The sequence below is a fragment of the Halomonas sp. AOP43-D1-4 genome (assembly GCF_052446175.1).
Classification (GTDB): Bacteria; Pseudomonadota; Gammaproteobacteria; order Pseudomonadales; family Halomonadaceae; genus Vreelandella; species Vreelandella citrativorans.
In genome coordinates this window covers 252283-271031 of record NZ_JBQSVY010000003.1, presented here as the reverse complement: position 1 = coordinate 271031, position 18749 = coordinate 252283, and the positions used below count along the sequence as shown (strand labels likewise).

Below are 18749 nucleotides of genomic sequence, written 5' to 3'. Positions count from 1 at the left end.
TATTAACGTTTGAGGCGCCATCAACTTGGTTCTACTGTGCCCTATATTAATGCTACTGCTGTGTGATAATCATACGGCCTACCTGCCGGTTGGAGGCTGAGCGCTATGTGTTTCCATCGTTTTTAAGGTGAAGGTAGAGTGGGTCGAACTCGCCAGCTTGCTGCAGCTTGTCCCAGTCCGGTATGGTCATCCGGCTTCTTTCGGTGATGATCAAGCCATCTGCGCGTAGTGCCTGAAAAACGCGGTTTACGTGGACGGGCGTCATCCCTGTCGCATCTGCTATTTCTGCTTGGGTCGTTGGCATATAGAACGTGTTCCCCTCAGTCAAGCCGACTGTCTTTAGGCGCACCATGAGTTCGCAGATAATATGCGCGATGCGGGAGTAAGCCTCGCGTTGTCCAATATTTAACAGCCATTCACGGAAAATAGAGGCGTAGACAAGTGTCTCGCGCCAAAAGGCAGCGACAAGCCTGGGATAGCGCTCACAGAGTTGATGCAGATCTTTATGCTGAATGAAGCCGAGCTTGCAGGGGCTGATAGAGGCAATATTAATATCTATTACTCTCAAGTGAAGGCTTTGCAGGTCGGGGATGTCGCCAGGAACATGCAGGGCCATGATCTGGCGCTTGCCTTCAATGGATACTTTGTTGACGCAGGTAAAGCCCTCAACCATCAAGCAGCACTGGTTTGGCTGATCGCCCACTTTAACAATGTCTTGATTGCTCTTGATTTCTTTTGTGTGAATCGGTAACCCCATCAGTGCCTGCTTCTCTTCACTGGTAAGCGCGAAAATATTTTCTAATTTGCGGATCATGATGTGATTGGGCGAGAAGGGCGCTGTGGTCATGTTTGGCTCCGAGGTTTGCAGAAATAATGAAGCCTGATGCAACATTTTCTGCGCACTATGTGGTTTGGTAATGCCAGTCTCAAGCATGCTCCACGTGAGGTGAAATAGCCAGGTTACGCGATTTATCGTATTGGATTTTATTTATTTGGAAGGAGACTTTAAAAAAAATTAAAGTTCTTTGGCAGGTATTTTCATCAGTGACGCTAGGCTGGTGTGTTGGCCCTGCAGCAAATCGGCCAGTGTATATTGATCCAGAACGCCCAAAAAGGCGTCTAGTGCATCGTTAAGGATAGGCTTTAAGCGGCATGCGGGGGTAATGACGCAGGCGCTATCGTCTCGAAAGCACTCGACGAGCGCCATTTCCTGCTCGGTATCTCTCACCAACGCCCCTAACCGAATGTGTTCGGGCGCCCGGTTTAGCCAAAGCCCGCCATGCTTGCCACGGATGGCTTTGAGGTACTCTTTTTGATGTAGTTCCTGGACAATTTTCATCAAGTGATTGCGCGAGATCGAGAATGTCTCGGCAATTTCCGTGATTGTTGCGCGCTCTTCTCCCTTGGCTGCCAGGTAAATCAAAACGCGAATAGAGTAATCCGTGAAGCGGGTTAGGTGCATGGTTTGCCAAGTGTGGACCAAACACCGCATTGTACGGGGTTTAAAAAGGATGGGGAATATTCGGCTAGGGGCCGTGATAATAAAAGGAAGGTGTTTATGATAGAAAATGAGCGCTATTAATCATTTTTGCTCATCGTTAATGTCGTTAACATGGGGCAGAGTAATTGCCTGGTAGCCTGTATAGCATGGGTGGGGTGAATGGGGTGTTGTTAAAAAACGGATCAGGGAGGTCATATGAACTACGAAATAGTGCTTAAGCGCGTCTATTCAGCGTTTGAAGACGACGAGGGAGCACGCGTCCTGGTTGACCGTTTATGGCCACGTGGAAAAGAGCGTGCTTCGCTGGCGCTAACGGAATGGTATCGCGATGCCGCGCCTTCATCATCTCTAAGGCGTGACTACCACCAGGACAAAATTAGTGAGGCTTCCTTTCAGACCCGCTACCGTTTGGAATTAAAGGAGTCGGATGAAGCGTTACTACCGCTGATGCGTTATGCCAGGCAAGGTAAGCTGACGTTATTAACGGCTTCACGTCAGTTGGACCATTCACATTTGCCCATTCTGCGTGAAGCGGTGCTGGACGCGCTGGATATAGAAGACCGAGCAGACCAAGAGTTAACGTCCTCACCGTGTTACTTAAATAGCACTTCTCAGGATTGTGAGTAGCGAGGGATGTTAATCACTAGGCTGTCGGTCGTGATTAACGCGTTGTTTGTTCGTCAATAAAGTGCTGCATAATCGCCAGAGTTTCATTGCTGACATGATGCTCCATGCCTTCAGCATCAATGCGTGCGGTATGATCATTAACGCCCAGCGCGCGTAAAAAATGTAGCACTATATCGTGCCGTGCCCGGGATGTTTCTGCCATTTTTTGGCCTTCCGCTGTTAGAAACAGGGAGCGGTAAGGCTTACTGGTGACCAGTCCCAGCTCATTTAAGCGGCGGATCATCTTGGATACGGTCGCTTGACTCACCCCCATGCGGCTGGCGATGTCGGCGGCGCGCGCTTCTCCCCGATGGCGAATCAGGTCGCCGATCAGCTCAACGTAATCTTCGATTAGCTCGGTTTCATGCGCATTGCGCACGGTTTCATATTGCCGTGTGTGCTCTTCAATGGGCGGCAATGCGTCATTGCAGTAACTTTTACTCATACATTTGGCGTTATGGGGAAGCGGCTGATCGTTATCACTCATTGGCAGACTATATCGAGGTGAATGGAAAACTCTAATGGATCATGGTAGCGCATATTGTAGAATAATTGTTAGCCAAGGCTAAACTATTTGCACAATGCTTTTTTGTTGAGCTAAAGTTGTAATTAGCGCAAACCAAATTTACAACGGGGGACGTCCATGAGCCAACGAAAAACATGCTTGATAATAAGTTTGTTGCTTGCGACGGCGGGCAGCGTTACGACGGCCAGTGCCCAGACGCTATCGCCGCCGATTAATGTTGTGGCGACGTTTACGGTATTGGGCGATTTGGTGGCCCGCGTGGCAGGAGACGACGCCAACGTATCAGTGCTGAGCCCTGTTAATGCAGAGGTGCACGAGTGGGAATTAACACCCAATAATTTTGCCGCTCTGGAAGAAGCCGATATTGTTTTTTATAACGGCTATCAGCTAGAGCAGTGGATGCACCAGGTGGAAGCGACTACCCAAGGCGATGTGCCCTTGGTCGCCGTTGCCGAAGCGTCTGAACACCCCACTCAACATATTATGATTGGCGATATGCAGGGCGATGTCGACCCACATTTGTGGACAGACCCGCGTGCGGCAATGGCCTATGTTCACGTGATAGCGAATGAGTTGGAAGACCTTCTGCCAGAGCAGGCAGAGGATATTCAGGCGCGTGCCGATAACGTCGTGACAGAACTTCAAGACCTTCACTTGGAGCTTCAACAGACGCTAAGCGATATTCCGGAAGAGCGTCGTGTTTTGCTCTCAAGCGAAGCAGCATTTTTGTATTTCTCTGATACTTATGGCTTTGAACATGACGGTATCTGGGGGAATAACGCCGAAACGGAAGGCTCGCCGCAGCAGTTAATGCGCATCATTGACTTGATTAACGCACGCCAGCCTGCAGCGCTTTTTTGGGAAAGCACAACATCGGATCGTTACGTTAGTAGCCTTTCCAGAGATACGGGAATTCCCACCGCGGGTCCTTTATACGTGGACTCGTTAAGCGAGCCAGAGGGCGAGGCGGGAGACTATTTTGCCATGTTGAGGCATAACGCCGATATGCTGCGCCAGTATTTAGCCGTTGAGTAGTGCACCATGACAACCAGTTTACCGAGCACGATGGCCGCCATTGAAATAACCGGGCTGTACGCTGCTTATCAGCGCCAAACCGTGCTGGAAGATATACACCTCACATTTCCCGCTGGGAAATGGACGGCCATTGTCGGACCTAACGGTGCGGGAAAATCGACACTTTTTCATGTGTTGACCGGCAGCATGAAGCCGCTGCAAGGCAGCGTAAAAGCCTTTGACGAGCCCATAGCAAAGCATCGTCGGGCGGGGCGTATCGCGTATATGGCTCAGCGCGAGGCGATTGAGTGGGATTTCCCTGTCTCGGTATGGGACACCGTCATGGGTGGGCGCTACGGACACATGCGCAGCGATGCGTTATGGCGCCGCTTATTGCCTGCGCGCTGGCATCACGCTCGACATAGCGAAGCGGTGCATGATGCTTTGGTGGCAGTCAATATGCTCGACCTGGCTGACCGACCTATTGGCGCTCTTTCCGGTGGTCAAAAAAAACGTGTGTTGCTAGCACGCGCGCTAGCGCAGCAGGCCAGCATTTTGTTGTTAGATGAGCCACTGGCTGGCGTTGACCCGCCCAGCGAGAAGCTCATCTTGTCAGTACTTCGTCGCGAGCGTGAAGCGGGTAGAACCGTGATTATGGTCACACATGATATGCCCGGTGCTCGCCGCTATGTGGATCACGTCGTGCTGATTAATCGCTTTGTGCGGGGTACCGGTACGCCTGAAGAGATGCTAAGCGAAACAAAACTGGCCGAACTTGCAGTGAGTTCAATTGAGCAAACGGTCAATGATCGCCAAACGATGCCAGTGGCTTCCAATAGTTCTGGGCAGGGGTAAGTTACGTGGTTGACAGCATATTAATGATTGAAACGTTTAGCGATGCACTGGTAAACGGCTTAATCGCAGCGTTAATGGTGGTAGTTAACCTGCTACCTGACAGCGTTTCTGACGCCTTTCAGTATGCATTTATGCAAAGAGCGCTACTCACCTCGGTGCTGGTAGGCGCTATTTGTGGGATGCTTTCCTGTTATGTCGTGCTAAAGCGCTGGTCGCTGCTGGGGGATGCGATTTCTCACGCTGTGCTGCCGGGGGTAGCCATTGCGTATTTGCTTGGCTGGCCCTTCTTTGTAGGGGCGTTTATTACCGGGGCGCTGACCTCGGTAGGCATCGGGGCGATTGAAAGGAACACACGAATTAAAGCAGATGCCGCGATGGGACTGATGTTTACCGCCTCCTTCGCCCTTGGTGTGGTCATTATCAGTAAATTGGCTTCCAGTACCCATCTGATGCACATTCTGTTTGGCAATGTACTGGGTGTTAAACACTCAGCATTAATGCTGACCTTTGTTGCCAGCATCATTGCCATTTTAACGGTATGGCTCGCTTATCGGCCCTTGTTGCTCTATGCCTTCGACCCTCAGCAGGCACAAGCATTGGGCTTTAATACGCAGATTATTCACTATGGCCTCATTCTTTTGCTGACGCTGACGATTGTTGCAAGCCTTGAGACTGTCGGCATCATATTGGTCGTTGCCATGTTAATCACGCCAGGTGCGACAGCACATCTGCTGACAGACCGCTTCACGATAATGCTGTTGATTTCAGTATCTATTGGCATATTGTCTGCGGTTATTGGGCTTTGGCTTTCGGTAGTATTTAACGTGGCATCGGGTGGCTCAATCGTACTAGTGGCTTTCGCTTTCTTTGTTTTAGCGCTGCTCTTTTCGCCCAAGCAGGGTATCGTGCCGCGCCAGTGGCGTCATTGGAAGATGGGATAACGGCTCGTTTACGAACAGAGCACCCGAGTCCGCCATGAGTTGGCTAAAAAGCAGTACGGCCAGTGACGCCATTAGCGGGGCTAGCAAACGTACAGAGATGCCTCTATATGCCAAAACATTAGCAACAGCAGAGAAATAACTGATGGATGCTTTTTGTAAGCGCGCTATCTGCTAAAATTTGCACCCTTCGATATTAGGCTGTGTACGAAATGGTGGCTCTTGAGTGTGCCATCCGGCATTCGCTTGTTTTTCGTACACGTCCTAATCACCTTGTCATCGGTCTGGAAATCTTCATGAATGCAGTTATTCTTGCCGTGCTTGTCATGGTAGTGCTGTCTCTTGTGCGTGTCTCAGTTGTTTTTGCATTGGTTGTAGGTGCGCTGGTGGGTGGCCTGGTGGGTGGGCTTACGCTTGACCAAACGTTAGAGGCCTTCAACAACGGCGTTGGCGGGGGAGCGCAAGTAGCGCTGGCCTATGCAACGCTCGGTGCGTTTGCGGTTGCCATCTCGCGTTCTGGCTTGCCCGATATGCTGGCGAACCGATTGATTGCCATGCTGGGCAAGGAGGCAACGGCCGCGCGTCAGGCTCGTGTGAAAACGCTGCTGCTCACCGCTATATTGTTAGTGGCTATTGCATCGCAAAACGTGATTCCGGTGCATATCGCGTTTATTCCGGTGCTGATTCCTCCACTGCTTACCCTTATGAATCGTCTGAAGTTGGATCGTCGAGCGGTAGCCTGTGCATTAACGTTCGGCCTAACCGCGCCTTACATGTTATTGCCCGTTGGGTTCGGCGCAATTTTCTTGAACGATATTTTGTTGGCTAACTTAAACAGCGCCGGTACGCCATTTGGCTTGGAGATTACGCGTGGCATGGTGCCGATGGCGATGGCCATTCCTGTTGGGGGTATGGCCATTGGCTTATTAGTGGCGCTGTTCTTTAGCTACCGCGGTAATCGCGAATATGCGGATAAAGAGTTGGCGGCGGCTCCTTATCAGCAGGATTCTACACCGGCTGAGCCTCACCTCTTGGGGTTGGTAATGTCTGGTGTTGCCATTGTGGCAGCGCTTGGCTTGCAGCTTTATAGCGGGTCGATGATTTTGGGTGGCCTGGTCGGGATTGGCTTGCTCTCCTTAGGCGGCATTTTTAAGTGGCGTGAAGCTGATGACCTGTTTACCAGCGGCATGCGGATGATGGCGCTGATCGGTTTTATCATGATCTCTGCGTCAGGTTTTGCCGAAGTGATGAAATCCACGGGTGAGATCGATACGTTAGTGACGGGGGCTTTTGATATCTTTGGTGATAACCGAGGTGTCGCAGCGTTAGTGATGTTGCTGGTAGGGCTTTTTATTACCCTGGGCATTGGATCATCATTCTCGACGATTCCGATTATTGCCGCGATCTTTGTACCCTTGGCGATACAGTTTGGCTTTTCCCCCATGGCAACGGTGGCGCTGGTGGGTACGGCGGCGGCATTGGGTGATGCAGGTTCACCAGCATCTGACTCGACGTTAGGGCCAACCTCAGGCCTAAACGTGGACGGGCAACACGACCACATTTGGGATAGCGTTGTACCGACATTTTTGCATTACAACCTGCCATTAATCGCCTTTGGTTGGCTGGCGGCCATGACGCTTTAATAGTGTTATAGGGCAGCAACCATTAAGCACTCAAAACGGTAATCGCAGTCACAACAAGGGCAGCCAATGGCTGCCCTTGTTGTTATGGCTGCCTTATTTATGGCTGCTTCGGGAAGTGAGCTTCAAAGGCGCTTAATAACCCGCGCAACAGAGAAAGCTCTTTTCGGCTTGGCTGGGCACGTGCAAAGAGCGCCTGAAGCTGCTCTTCGGTGCGCGCATGCGGCTGGGTAAGAAAACCACTTTGCTGCATCAAGCGGCCCAAGTGGTCCTGGAAATGCACAAACTGCTCGCGGCTGGGTGGGGTGGCGTCAAGAGGGCGCTGGTAAGTGAAGTCGTTACCGGCACGTTTTCGCCAAGCGCGGTGGGTTTCGTAGGCGAGGATCTGTACGGCTTGGGAAAGGTTTAAAATACCGTATTCAGGGTTGGCCGGTATGCTGACTTGATGCGTGCAGCAGCGAATCTCGCCATTGGTTAAGCCCGAACGCTCACGGCCAAAAACGAGTGCGACGGGGGCATTGGCTGTGTTTAAAATAACCTGTTCGGCCATTTCATCCGGCTCATCAAAGTGGGGAAGTGGCAGGCTGCGTAATCTGGCGCTTGCGCCAATCACTTGCACGCAATCCTGCACCGCTTCTTCAAGGCTGGTAACCACGCGGGCGTTTTCCAGCACATCCGTCGCGCCCGCTGCCAATCGGGTGGCCTCTTCATCAGGGAAGCTTCGTGGGTTAACCAGTACCAGGTGGGTTAGTCCCATGGTTTTCATGGCGCGAGCGGCGGCGCCTATGTTGCCAGGATGAAAGGTTTGCACGAGTACAATGCGAATATTGGAAAGCACGGTAATGATGACCTAAAAGCTGCCTAATAAAGGCGCTGATGGTAGCACGCTTTAACGCCGGGTACGCGTGGGCATTACGCAGGCGTTAAACGGCAAGAACCCCGCAAAGGCGGGGTTCTTGGTGACGCTAGGCGTCAGAGCGGTAGGCTCAGGGGTGCATTACATCATGCCGCCCATGCCACCCATTCCGCCCATGCCACCCATATCCGGTGCAGCTTCTTTCTCTTCCGGATCGTCAGCGATCATGCACTCGGTGGTGATCATCAGACCAGCCACGGAACCCGCAGACTGCAGCGCAGTACGGGTTACTTTTGCCGGGTCAAGAACGCCCATTTCGAACAGGTCGCCGTACTCACCCGTTTGAGCGTTGTAGCCGAAGTTACCTTCGCCGTCTTTAACGCGGTTGATCACAACAGCGGCTTCTTCACCGGCGTTGGTAACGATCTGACGCAGCGGAGACTGCATAGCGCGCAGCGCCATGTTGATACCGTGGTTCTGATCTTCGTTATCGCCAGTCAAGCCTTGTACTTTGGCCATTACGCGAACCAGCGCAGTACCGCCGCCAGGTACAACACCTTCTTCTACGGCAGCGCGAGTAGAGTGCAGCGCGTCTTCAACGCGAGCTTTCTTCTCTTTCATCTCTACTTCGGTAGCAGCACCAACGCGGATAACGGCAACACCGCCTGCCAGTTTGGCAACGCGCTCTTGCAGCTTCTCTTTGTCGTAATCAGAAGTGGTGTCTTCGATTTGCGCGCGGATTTGGTTAACGCGTGCTTCGATATCGTTCTCTGCACCAGCGCCATCGATGATGGTGGTGTTCTCTTTGGACATGGTCATGCGCTTGGCGGTACCCAGGTGATCCAGGGTCGCTTGCTCAAGTGTCAGGCCAACTTCTTCAGAGATAACGGTGCCGTTAGTCAGGATGGCGATATCCTGCAGCATGGCTTTACGACGGTCGCCGAAGCCAGGTGCCTTGGCCGCTGCTACTTTAACGATGCCGCGCATGTTGTTCACAACCAACGTTGCCAGCGCTTCGCCTTCGATGTCTTCAGCGATGATGGCAAGCGGTTTGCCTTGCTTGGCAACGGCTTCCAGTACCGGGAGCAGTTCGCGAATGTTGGAGATCTTCTTATCCACTAGTAGGATGTAAGGATCTTCAAGTTCAACCGCCATGGTGTCCTGGTTGGTAACGAAGTAGGGCGAGAGGTAGCCGCGGTCAAACTGCATACCTTCTACGACTTCCAGCTCGTCTTCGAAGCCACGGCCTTCATCGACAGTGATAACGCCTTCTTTACCGACTTTTTCCATTGCTTCAGCGATGATTTCGCCGATGCGCTTGTCACCGTTGGCAGAGATAGTACCTACCTGAGCGATAGACTTGGTGTCGGTGCAGGGTACAGACATTGCCTGGATTTCTTTAACCGCTGCAGTAACCGCTTGGTCGATGCCGCGCTTAAGGTCCATCGGGTTCATGCCAGCCGTTACGCCTTTCAGGCCTTCAGCAACAATAGCTTGAGCCAGTACGGTAGCTGTCGTAGTACCGTCGCCCGCAGCGTCAGAAGTTTTAGACGCAACTTCTTTCACCATTTGTGCGCCCATGTTCTCGAACTTGTCTTTCAGTTCGATCTCTTTGGCAACTGATACACCGTCTTTAGTGACGGTCGGCGCACCAAAGGATTTGTCGAGCACAACGTTACGGCCTTTCGGGCCTAGAGTAACTTTTACCGCGTTGGCCAGGACGTCAATGCCATGCGCCATACGTTTGCGTGCGTCATCAGAAAACTTAACTTGTTTAGCTGCCATGTTCGTTACTTCCTAGAATCGAATTGTAAAAGGTGAAAGTAAGTAGTCGAGGCGATGATTAGCCTTCAACGACCGCCAGGATGTCGGCTTCGCTCATGATCAAGACTTCTTCACCGTCGATTTTTTGCTTCTCAACGCCGAAACCATCTTTGAAAATGACGCTGTCGCCAACTTTAACGTCTAGCGGACGTACTTCGCCGTTATCGAGAATGCGACCATTGCCTACTGCAAGAACTTCGCCACGCGTGGGCTTTTCTTGTGCATTGCCTGGCAGAACGATGCCACCAGCAGTTTTCTGTTCTTCTTCCACGCGACGAACAACGACGCGATCGTGCAAAGGACGGATTTTCATGCTCACGTTCTCCTGAGTATCGTCAAGGCCCGTATAGGGCAGATAGCTAAAACAAGATTCTCGAGGATGTCCCATCGAGAAATGAAGGTTCGCGACCTTCGTTGTTAATGGTGGCAATGTCACCATCGCCACCGAATTTGTATGCTGGTTCAAAAGTGGGGGCTTCAGTAGCCCTTTCAAGGGGGTGGCAGTGAAAAAAGTGTCTTTTGTTGGATTTTTTCTTGCTAATGCAGGCTAGCGTCACCGGGTAGTTTCATCACGGCTAATGAAATCGCCTTCCAGGGGAGTCTCTTTATGTGAGGTATTAGCATTGGAGTGGCTATTTTCGTGGTAAGTCGTGCCTTCACGACGATGCGTTTTGGTAGATGTTGCTTGCTCGCTATTCACTCTGGTTTTTAAACCCAGCCACATTAATGCGTTGTACATAAGCTGCCGAGCGGTGGGGAGTAAGCAAGCAATACCCAGCAGGTCGGAGAGAAAGCCGGGCGCCATCAGCAAAGCACCGCCGAATATAAGTGCCGCGCCGGTTAGGAGCTCGCTGGAAGGTAGCTCTCCTGCTTGCATGCGCTGGCGGGCGCGGGAAAAGGTGGCCACACCCTCTTTACGAATAAGATGAAGGCCGATAACACCGGTTGCCAGCACGAGCAGTAGGGTGGTTAATAAGCCTATTTGACTACCAATCGAAAATAGCAAAATAAAATCGAGTAAGGTAAACAAGGAAATAAAAACAAGAATAGGCATGGTGGACTCCGTAACAGGCGTAATCGCTCATTATTGTGTCAAATATGCAAAAAACAAGCGCCCGAAGGTCTTTGCCGGAAAGCCCTTTGCTGACAAGGGGGCGCTCCTGGATAAACTCGAATTTTGAATGCACGCTTACATTAAAGGAGTAACGGATGCAGTTAACCGATAAAGTCATTGCAGTAACGGGCGGGGCGCGGGGATTAGGCTATGCCATTGCAGAGCGTTTGGGCCAGCAAGGTGCCGCGCTTGCACTGCTTGATAGGAGTGCTGAAGCGTTGGACCAAGCGGTCTCAACCCTTAAGTCACAAGGCATTCACGCCGAAGCGTTTGTCGTCAATGTTGCCGATGAGTCGTCAGTCATCACGGCGTTTGATGATATTGCGAAACGCATGGGTGCCATCAGTGGTTGCGTTAATAATGCGGGTATTACCGAAGATGCCTTGCTGGTAAAAGCACGTGATGGCCAGGTCGAAAAGCGCATGTCGCTAGAGAGTTGGCAGAAAGTCCTCAATGTTAATCTAACCGGCGTATTTCTATGCGGCCGTGAAGCGGCAACACAGATAATCAAGGCCGGACACGAAGGGGTGATTGTCAATATTTCGAGTATTTCCCGGGCTGGCAATGCGGGGCAAAGCAACTATGCCGCCGCCAAGGCGGGCGTTCATGCGATAACCGTCACGTGGGGTAAAGAGCTTGCGCGCTATGGTATCCGCACCGGCACCGTGGCACCTGGGTTTATAGCGACCGAAATGACGGCGTCCATGCGCCCTGATATGTTAGAGCGGATCTCTTCAAGCGTGCCGTTAAAGCACTTGGGGGAGCCGGGTGATATTGCCAAAAGTGTCGCGTTTATATTTGATAACGACTATTTTAGTGCGCGTATTATTGAGTGCGATGGCGGCTTGCGGCTTTAGTATCGCCTGAGCTATCACTTGGCTTGTTGTATCATCTTCTAGCCGCCCAGCGGCGTCCTGGCGACTGCCCAGCTATCGATGCGTGTGGCACCTGCTTGTTGGGCAACGTTCGCTAATGCATTGATGGTTGCACCGGTAGTGATTACATCATCAATCAGCGTTATATGTGCTGGAAGTGGTGCTTTGATTGAAAAGGCTCCGTGTAAATTAGCCGCCCGTTCGTGTCGGTTTAAGCTACGCTGGGAAGCGACCAGCTTATTGCATTGAGCTTCCAGCACGACAAGGCCTGTACGCTTTGCCAGTTGCTCCGCCAGCCATCGCGCTTGATTGAACCCTCGCTCGCGTGCTCGTTTGCGATGCATGGGGACTGCTACCAAGGCAGTGCCTGGGTCGTCGGGTATGCTCGCCAGCATAAGCTCTACCAGCAGCATCCCAGCACGAGGAGATGCCTTGAATTTGAAATCGTGCAGCAGCTCTTTAATCGATGCTTGAAAAAGCAAAGCAGCATGGGCGTGAGTGACCAGGGGCGGATCAAGCAAGCAGTGCCCACAGCGTCGTTGTGCTGGATGATCCAGGGGCTCGGCGCATTGTTCGCAACTTGAAACGTTCCAGGGTAATTCAGTAAAACAAGCTTGGCACCAGCCTAGACCTCGATCCGCTGGCATTAAACAAAAGGCGCAGTAGCCTGGTAATGCCTTTTGAAGTTCCTTATGGGCCGCTTGCTGCCACGTTGACCTTAAACGCATACTGCTCCTGGAATGCTTTTGAATAATTATGTTGGATGATAGCGTTGACTTTTGCACCGCATATATATAATATACGTCTCGTCTTCTGCGGATGTGGTGGAATTGGTAGACACGCTAGATTTAGGTTCTAGTGCCGTAAGGTGTGGGAGTTCGAGTCTCCCCATCCGCACCAATTACTTGTTATCTCATAGTTATTACTTAAATATCAATCGGCCAGCATCTGCTTGCCGATTTTTTGTGTCTATTTTTCGCTACCCTCCTTCCTGCCCGCCTGACTTTTGCTTGCTGTTGCACTAGCTTGATATTTCATTATTGCTTTGAGAAGGATCTCAATCATGGGATGGCTCAATGAGCACGCCCAGGCAATTTCTGCTATTGCCAGCGTCCTTACCCTGTTTGTTTGGGTTTTCTATGCTCAGCTTCTTTATAACGGCTATGTTCGGCAGCGACGTCCGCGAATTATTATTAACCGGGGCAAGGGCGTTGGGCTGGAGGCCTTGTGCTTAATAAGTAATATGAGCAATGAGGCTATCTATATTCAGCACCTGGTGGCTGTGCTGCATGCCCGGGACGGAGATTACGAACTCGATATTGTTGAATACCAACAGCAGGGTGATGAAGAGCATGAAGCCGCTTTCCGTACCCACCAGGGCCCGCTTAATTCAGGTGATTACATTCATATTCAGTCATTTGACAGGATCCTGAAGCGACTCCTTCAGCACTGGGATTTAAAAGAAGACACCATTAAACAGCAGAAACCTCAGCTTGAAATTCGGGTGATTGCCATCTATGGCTCAGAAGACATGCCGGTTGGCGCCGCACGCCATTTTCATCTTGATATTTCGGCTGAGCCCGCTCGGCAGCTCAACCCTTGTGACGTGGATACACATCGTATGAATAGCAGGCGCGATCGTAAACGTGTCTTAAGTTGGGCACAAAATATAGAAATACATAAATCAGATTAGCCTGCTTTTGTCATGTAAATTTCTCCAGGCTGCACGGTTTAAAGCTATGTGTTGTTATCTTCGTGCCCTTTTCCTCCAGACGTTCCCCGAAGAAGGTGTACTAAAAGCAAAGGCTCAGTGCATCGATAGTGGGGCGTTCGTCAGAACGTTTCCATGCAATAGTTGATAAGATAGGCGCCCCGTTATGCAGGAGCGATCTATGTCACATCCTTTTAGTGCGCTTTCGCCCGACACGGTTATGTCGGCGGCCGAATCGGTTGATATTTGGCCCGCAGGCGAGCCTTTTGCGCTCAACAGTTATGAAAACCGTGTATTGATGTTTCGTGATGATGATGCCCGTCACTGGGTAATCAAGTTTTACCGTCCCGAGCGCTGGTCGGATGCTGCGATTCAAGAGGAGCATGATTTTTTAAAGGAATTAAGCGAGGCCGGGGTGTCGGTTGTCGCACCCTGGCGTAACAGCGCGGGGCAGTCATTGCATCATTACGCAGCGTTTCGCTTTGCTCTTTTCCCCCAGTGTGCAGGCCAGGCGCCTGAGCTTGATAATCCTGAACACCTCTTTGCGCTGGGCGAAGTGTTAGGTCAGCTGCATAACGTATCGCAGCGCAAGGCATTTCAACACCGCCCGCGCTTGGAGCTGGAAAGCGGTATAGAAGAGGCACGGCAGCGCGTTGTGGGCAGCCAATGGCTCGACAAGTTTCAGCGTCGGGCGTATGACGCGGTGATTCAAAAGCTGCAGCATCGGTTGGCGCCCAAGGCGTTGGACCCAGCATCGTTAATACGTTGCCACGGTGATTGTCATTTAGGGAACGTATTGGGCCGAGATGAGCATTTTTCCCTGGTCGATTTTGATGACTGTGCGATGGCGCCCGCTATACAGGATATATGGATGTTGCTGCCCACTGATGAGCCGGATAGCTGGCGGGCGCAGCTAAGTGAGATTAGTGAAGGCTATGAGGAGTCACTAGCGTTTCCTCATGAGCAGATGTCGCTCATTGAACCGCTAAGGGCTTATCGCTTGATTCGGCATAGCGCCTGGTTGGTTTCGCGCTGGGACGATCCGGCGTTTCCGCGTGCTTTTCCCTGGATGGCAGATAGCGGCTACTGGGATCAGCATATCCGTCAGTTAGAACAGCAGTGTTTACAGCTTGAGCGTCCTGTTTGGTTGGCTTAATAGATATTTTGAACCCTCAGTTGTCGTAAAAATTATACGTTCACTGCCTTAAAAGTCGTTGCGACGCTGCCACCGAGTGGCCAGGTACGTTAAAATAAGTGCATAAATCGCCTTTGGTACGTTTAGTGGTTTCTGTATGCTTGGGCATTGTTTTGTAAGGTTGTTTTGCTTGCGTGCTGGTTACTTGATAAAGCAATAACGAGCGAGTGAGCGGGCACCGCTTTAATGAGAATGACTATGACCGACGATATCGCCCAGCACTATCGCCAAATTATTACCGCCCTTGGCGAAAACCCGGACCGCGAAGGGCTGCGGGATACACCAAAGCGTGCAGCCAAAGCCATGCAGTTTTTAAACGCGGGCTATCAGCAGTCGCTGGAAGAGATTATCAACGGCGCGGTGTTTGAATCGAAGACCGACGAAATGGTGTTAGTAAAAAACATTGAGCTTTACTCAATGTGTGAGCACCACTTATTGCCGTTTATTGGCAAGTGTCATATTGCCTACTTACCTGATGGCAAGGTGTTAGGGCTTTCCAAATTTGCGCGCATCGTTGATATGTATGCGCGGCGTATGCAGATTCAGGAGAACCTGACCCGTGAAATTGCCGATGCCGTCCAGCAGGTAACCGGTGCGAAAGGGGTAGCGGTTGTCGTTGAGGCGCGCCATTTATGCATGATGATGCGCGGTGTTGAAAAGCAGAATTCGAGCATGTCGTCATCGGTAATGTTGGGTGGATTCCGTGACAACCCCGCGACGCGCCAGGAATTTCTAACGCTTATTAACTAAACGAATTTCTCCACGGCCAGGATGGCCATATTTGCCAAACACTTGGTTAAATACGCCGTTTCGTCTTAGCATGAAAGCGTAAATATGAGCCCACAGGGCCATCCTTTGGCCAGGAGTCTGTCATGGAAGCGCTAAAAGAGACACAGCTGTATTGCCCCTTTGCCTATATCGACGGCAGTTGGGTAGCGGCTGAAAGTGGAGAACAAATTAACGTTATTAACCCCGCCACAGGCAAACCGGTGGGGGATATGCCGCGATTAGGTAAAGCTGAAACCGAGCGTGCCATTGACGCTGCTGATGCCGCTTTGCCTGCCTGGCGGGCATTGACCGCTCAAGAGCGGGCAGACATGTTGCTTAAGTGGCATGATCTGATGCTTGAGCATCAGCACGACCTTGCACTGCTGATGACCTATGAGCAGGGTAAACCGGTTAAAGAGGCTGAGGGCGAAATTGCTTACGCCGCCAGTTTTCTGCGCTGGTTTGCCGAAGAGGCGCGGCGTGTATATGGCGAGACCATTCCTGCAGCAAAAGCCAACCAGCGTATTGTGATAACCAAGCAGCCGGTGGGCGTTGTAGGAGCGATTACTCCGTGGAATTTCCCCGCAGCGATGATCACGCGTAAAGCAGGTGCAGCGCTAGCAGCAGGTTGTACCGTTATCGTTAAGCCCGCTAGCCAAACGCCTTTCTCGGCAACGGCGCTGGCGCTATTGGCTGAGCGAGCAGGGATACCCCGCGGCGTCTTTAATGTGGTGCCAGGCAGCGCCGCTGACATTGCTGAAGCGCTAACCCAGTCGCCCAAGGTGCGCAAAATCACCTTTACTGGCTCTACGGAAGTAGGCCGGACGCTGATGGAAAAAGCGGCGCAGCATGTGCAAAAAATATCGCTTGAGCTGGGCGGAAACGCGCCGTTTATCGTTTTTGAAGATGCTGACCTTGATGCCGCCGTTGAGGGCGCGATGGCAGCCAAGTTCCGCAATGCAGGCCAAACGTGCATTTGCACCAATCGGTTTTTAGTTCAGTCTAGTGTGATTAACGCGTTTTGCGAAAAGCTCGCGGTTGCCATGAACAGTGAGCTGCATGTTGGCGATGGTGCTCAGCCAGGCAACAATATTGGCCCGCTCATTGATGAAAATGGGGTCAAGAAAGTCAGCGAACACGTTCAGGACGCTATTGATAAAGGTGCTGAGTTGCTGCTGGGCGGTCATCCGCATCCGTTAGGCGGCAACTTCTTCACGCCTACGTTAATCAGCTTTGCCGATGCCAGCATGAAGGTTGCTCAGGAAGAGACGTTTGGCCCGCTAGCGGCGGTGTTCCCGTTCGACGACGAAGAGACCGCTATCGAAATGGCCAATGATACTCAGTATGGGCTGGCGTCCTATTTCTACTCCAGCGATCTTGCTCGTGTATGGCGCGTGGCTGACGCGCTTGAATACGGCATGGTGGGCATTAATACCGGGGCTATTTCCAATGCGTCGGCGCCGTTTGGGGGTGTCAAAGCATCAGGGCTTGGCCGTGAAGGTGGTCATCAGGGGCTGGAAGAGTACCTGGAAACCAAGTATTTATGCATTGACCTTGGCTAGTGTCGGTTAAGGCATTCTGAGCGTTATATTCATAAAAAAACCTCGCAAGCAGTGCTTGCGAGGTTTTTATGGTGCTAGCGCTAAAGCACAGCTTAGTGACGGAAGTGGCGCATCCCGGTGAAGACCATGGCAATGCCCGCTTCGTTGGCAGCATCAATCACTTCCTGGTCGCGCATGGAACCACCAGGCTGAATAACGGCGGTAATGCCCGCAGCGGCGGCGGCATCAATGCCATCACGGAAGGGGAAGAAGGCATCAGACGCCATAACGGAACCAGGTACAGAAAGGTTTTCGTCGGCCGCTTTGATGCCCGCAATTTTAGCGGAGTACACGCGACTCATCTGGCCTGCGCCCACGCCAATGGTTTGGCCGGCTTTGGCATACACAATGGCATTGGATTTAACGAATTTGGCAACGCGCCATGCGAATGCCAAGTCGCGCAGTTCCTGTTCTGAAGGTGCGCGCTCGCTGACCACAGTAAGCTCGTCGCGAGTCACCATGCCCTGATCGCGCTCTTGTACCAGCAAACCTCCGTTAACCCGCTTGAAATCAAAGGCGGGCTGGTGGTTGCCAGGCCAATGTGCGCTGACATCCAGCAGGCGGACATTTTTCTTTTCGGCGATAATCGCAACGGCCTCATCGCTCACCCCGGGTGCAATAATGACCTCAACAAACTGACGATCAACAATTGCGCGCGCGGTATCAGCTTCAAGCGGCGTGTTGAAGGCAATAATGCCGCCGAAAGCACTGGTAGGGTCAGTTGCAAACGCTTTGTCATAAGCCTCAAGCGCCGTAGCGCCGATGGCAACGCCACAGGGGTTAGCGTGTTTAACAATCACGCACGCCGTTTCATCAAACGCCTTGACGCACTCAAAAGCCGCATCGGTATCGGCAACATTGTTAAAAGAAAGCGGTTTGCCTTGCAGCATGGTAGCTGTCGCAACACAGGGTTCAGATGCTGCAGGGTCAACGTAAAAGGCAGCCTGCTGATGCGGGTTTTCGCCGTAGCGCATGTCCTGCTTTTTATGCAACTGAAGATTAAAGGTACGCGCGAAGGTGGCATCGCTCTCGCTGACTTTACGACCCAAGTACTCGGCAATGGCGCCGTCGTAGCCCGCAGTGTGCTCAAACGCTTTAACCGCAAGGTCAAAGCGTGTGGCGGTGCTCACCTGGCCATCATTGGCGGCCAGTTCTTCAAGCACGCGCGTGTAGTCGTCGGCGTTAACTACGATGGTGGTGTACGCGTGGTTTTTAGCGCAGGCACGGACCATGGTGGGGCCGCCAATATCGATATTTTCGATGGCGTCTTCCAGGCTGCAGTCAGGTTTGGCAACGGTGGCTGCAAACGGGTAGAGATTAACCACGACCATATCAATCGGGGTGATATCGTTGTCAGCCATTACTGCGTCATCTTGACCACGGCGCGCCAGAATACCGCCGTGAATTTTAGGATGCAGCGTTTTCACTCGGCCATCCATGATCTCAGGGAAGCCCGTATGTTCGGATACTTCGGTGACCGGGATGGCGTTTTCCTGTAACAAGCGGAAGGTGCCGCCCGTGGACAGTAGCTCAATGCCGCGCTCGGTAAGGCTGCGGGCAAACTCAACAATACCCGTTTTATCGGACACGCTTAACAGCGCGCGGCGAACAGGAGTAGCGGTACTATCAACCATGAATAAGCTCGTGTGCAGAGTGGAACAATAA

19 protein-coding genes and 1 tRNA gene are annotated in these 18749 nt (G+C 51.9%); 11 read left to right on the top strand and 9 right to left on the bottom strand.

Annotated features, from left to right (window positions below):
* Positions 1-103 precede the first annotated feature (103 nt).
* Together ACT3RQ_RS04900 and ACT3RQ_RS04895 are read right to left on the bottom strand one after the other, a co-directional pair.
* The gene (locus ACT3RQ_RS04900) at positions 104-847 is read right to left on the bottom strand and encodes a Crp/Fnr family transcriptional regulator (RefSeq protein WP_193054374.1); all 744 of its coding nucleotides are present in this window, start codon (positions 845-847) and stop codon (positions 104-106) included.
* A gap of 168 nt (positions 848-1015) precedes the next feature.
* Complete coding sequence (locus tag ACT3RQ_RS04895; protein ID WP_444630605.1) at positions 1016-1462, bottom strand: Rrf2 family transcriptional regulator; 447 nt, start codon at positions 1460-1462, stop codon at positions 1016-1018.
* A gap of 234 nt (positions 1463-1696) precedes the next feature.
* Between ACT3RQ_RS04895 and ACT3RQ_RS04890 the strand changes: the two genes are divergently transcribed.
* Positions 1697-2128, top strand: coding sequence for a DUF488 domain-containing protein (locus ACT3RQ_RS04890; RefSeq protein ID WP_444680081.1), 432 nt, complete (start codon positions 1697-1699; stop codon positions 2126-2128).
* Positions 2129-2162: 34 nt separating this feature from the next.
* Here the strand turns inward: ACT3RQ_RS04890 and mntR are convergent, their stop codons facing one another.
* Entirely contained in the window at positions 2163-2612 is a 450-nt protein-coding gene (gene mntR, locus ACT3RQ_RS04885) for a manganese-binding transcriptional regulator MntR (protein ID WP_226911993.1), read from the bottom strand.
* Between the two features lie 198 nt (positions 2613-2810).
* Here mntR and ACT3RQ_RS04880 point away from each other — a divergent pair, with 198 nt between their 5' ends.
* From ACT3RQ_RS04880 to ACT3RQ_RS04865, 4 genes are all read left to right on the top strand, one after another.
* Positions 2811-3728, top strand: a complete 918-nt coding sequence (locus ACT3RQ_RS04880) for a metal ABC transporter substrate-binding protein (protein WP_444639673.1) — start codon at positions 2811-2813, stop codon at positions 3726-3728.
* Between the two features lie 6 nt (positions 3729-3734).
* Positions 3735-4562 carry a metal ABC transporter ATP-binding protein gene (locus ACT3RQ_RS04875; protein ID WP_444639674.1) on the top strand — a complete coding sequence of 276 codons (828 nt, stop codon included), beginning with the start codon at positions 3735-3737 and terminating at the stop codon, positions 4560-4562.
* 23 nt (positions 4563-4585) lie between these two features.
* Positions 4586-5503, top strand: a complete 918-nt coding sequence (locus tag ACT3RQ_RS04870; RefSeq protein ID WP_172116766.1) for a metal ABC transporter permease — start codon at positions 4586-4588, stop codon at positions 5501-5503.
* 293 nt (positions 5504-5796) lie between these two features.
* Positions 5797-7143: a Na+/H+ antiporter family protein gene (locus ACT3RQ_RS04865; protein WP_192526485.1), complete on the top strand. Its 1347-nt coding sequence runs from the start codon at positions 5797-5799 to the stop codon at positions 7141-7143.
* A gap of 97 nt (positions 7144-7240) precedes the next feature.
* Here ACT3RQ_RS04865 and ACT3RQ_RS04860 read toward each other — a convergent pair whose 3' ends face one another.
* The 4 genes from ACT3RQ_RS04860 to ACT3RQ_RS04845 form a co-directional block, all read right to left on the bottom strand.
* Positions 7241-7978, bottom strand: coding sequence for an RNA methyltransferase (locus ACT3RQ_RS04860; protein ID WP_444639675.1), 738 nt, complete (start codon positions 7976-7978; stop codon positions 7241-7243).
* A 159-nt stretch (positions 7979-8137) separates the two neighbouring features.
* A complete protein-coding gene (gene groL / locus ACT3RQ_RS04855; protein WP_172116507.1) occupies positions 8138-9781 on the bottom strand; it encodes a chaperonin GroEL in 1644 nt (547 codons plus the stop codon).
* Between the two features lie 58 nt (positions 9782-9839).
* Entirely contained in the window at positions 9840-10133 is a 294-nt protein-coding gene (locus ACT3RQ_RS04850) for a co-chaperone GroES (RefSeq protein WP_018916005.1), read from the bottom strand.
* Between the two features lie 240 nt (positions 10134-10373).
* Positions 10374-10874 carry an FxsA family protein gene (locus ACT3RQ_RS04845; RefSeq protein WP_172116508.1) on the bottom strand — a complete coding sequence of 167 codons (501 nt, stop codon included), beginning with the start codon at positions 10872-10874 and terminating at the stop codon, positions 10374-10376.
* A 155-nt stretch (positions 10875-11029) separates the two neighbouring features.
* Here ACT3RQ_RS04845 and ACT3RQ_RS04840 point away from each other — a divergent pair, with 155 nt between their 5' ends.
* Positions 11030-11791 (top strand): SDR family NAD(P)-dependent oxidoreductase, encoded by a 762-nt coding sequence (locus ACT3RQ_RS04840; protein ID WP_444680080.1) that lies wholly within the window; start codon positions 11030-11032, stop codon positions 11789-11791.
* Between the two features lie 38 nt (positions 11792-11829).
* Here the strand turns inward: ACT3RQ_RS04840 and ACT3RQ_RS04835 are convergent, their stop codons facing one another.
* Entirely contained in the window at positions 11830-12537 is a 708-nt protein-coding gene (locus tag ACT3RQ_RS04835) for a double zinc ribbon domain-containing protein (RefSeq protein WP_444680079.1), read from the bottom strand.
* Positions 12538-12624: 87 nt separating this feature from the next.
* On the opposite strand from ACT3RQ_RS04835, the gene ACT3RQ_RS04830 reads away from it, so the two are divergent.
* The 5 genes from ACT3RQ_RS04830 (at position 12625) to ACT3RQ_RS04810 (ending at position 17045) form a co-directional block, all read left to right on the top strand.
* A tRNA-Leu gene (locus tag ACT3RQ_RS04830) sits at positions 12625-12709 on the top strand.
* Between the two features lie 163 nt (positions 12710-12872).
* Positions 12873-13502, top strand: coding sequence for a hypothetical protein (locus tag ACT3RQ_RS04825; RefSeq protein ID WP_444680078.1), 630 nt, complete (start codon positions 12873-12875; stop codon positions 13500-13502).
* Positions 13503-13701: 199 nt separating this feature from the next.
* A complete protein-coding gene (locus ACT3RQ_RS04820) occupies positions 13702-14676 on the top strand; it encodes a serine/threonine protein kinase (RefSeq protein ID WP_444680077.1) in 975 nt (324 codons plus the stop codon).
* A gap of 237 nt (positions 14677-14913) precedes the next feature.
* Positions 14914-15465 carry a GTP cyclohydrolase I FolE gene (gene folE / locus ACT3RQ_RS04815; RefSeq protein ID WP_087105567.1) on the top strand — a complete coding sequence of 184 codons (552 nt, stop codon included), beginning with the start codon at positions 14914-14916 and terminating at the stop codon, positions 15463-15465.
* Between the two features lie 122 nt (positions 15466-15587).
* Positions 15588-17045: an NAD-dependent succinate-semialdehyde dehydrogenase gene (locus ACT3RQ_RS04810; RefSeq protein ID WP_193054363.1), complete on the top strand. Its 1458-nt coding sequence runs from the start codon at positions 15588-15590 to the stop codon at positions 17043-17045.
* 92 nt (positions 17046-17137) lie between these two features.
* Here the strand turns inward: ACT3RQ_RS04810 and purH are convergent, their stop codons facing one another.
* Positions 17138-18718 (bottom strand): bifunctional phosphoribosylaminoimidazolecarboxamide formyltransferase/IMP cyclohydrolase, encoded by a 1581-nt coding sequence (purH, locus tag ACT3RQ_RS04805; RefSeq protein WP_193054362.1) that lies wholly within the window; start codon positions 18716-18718, stop codon positions 17138-17140.
* Positions 18719-18749: the final 31 nt, after the last annotated feature.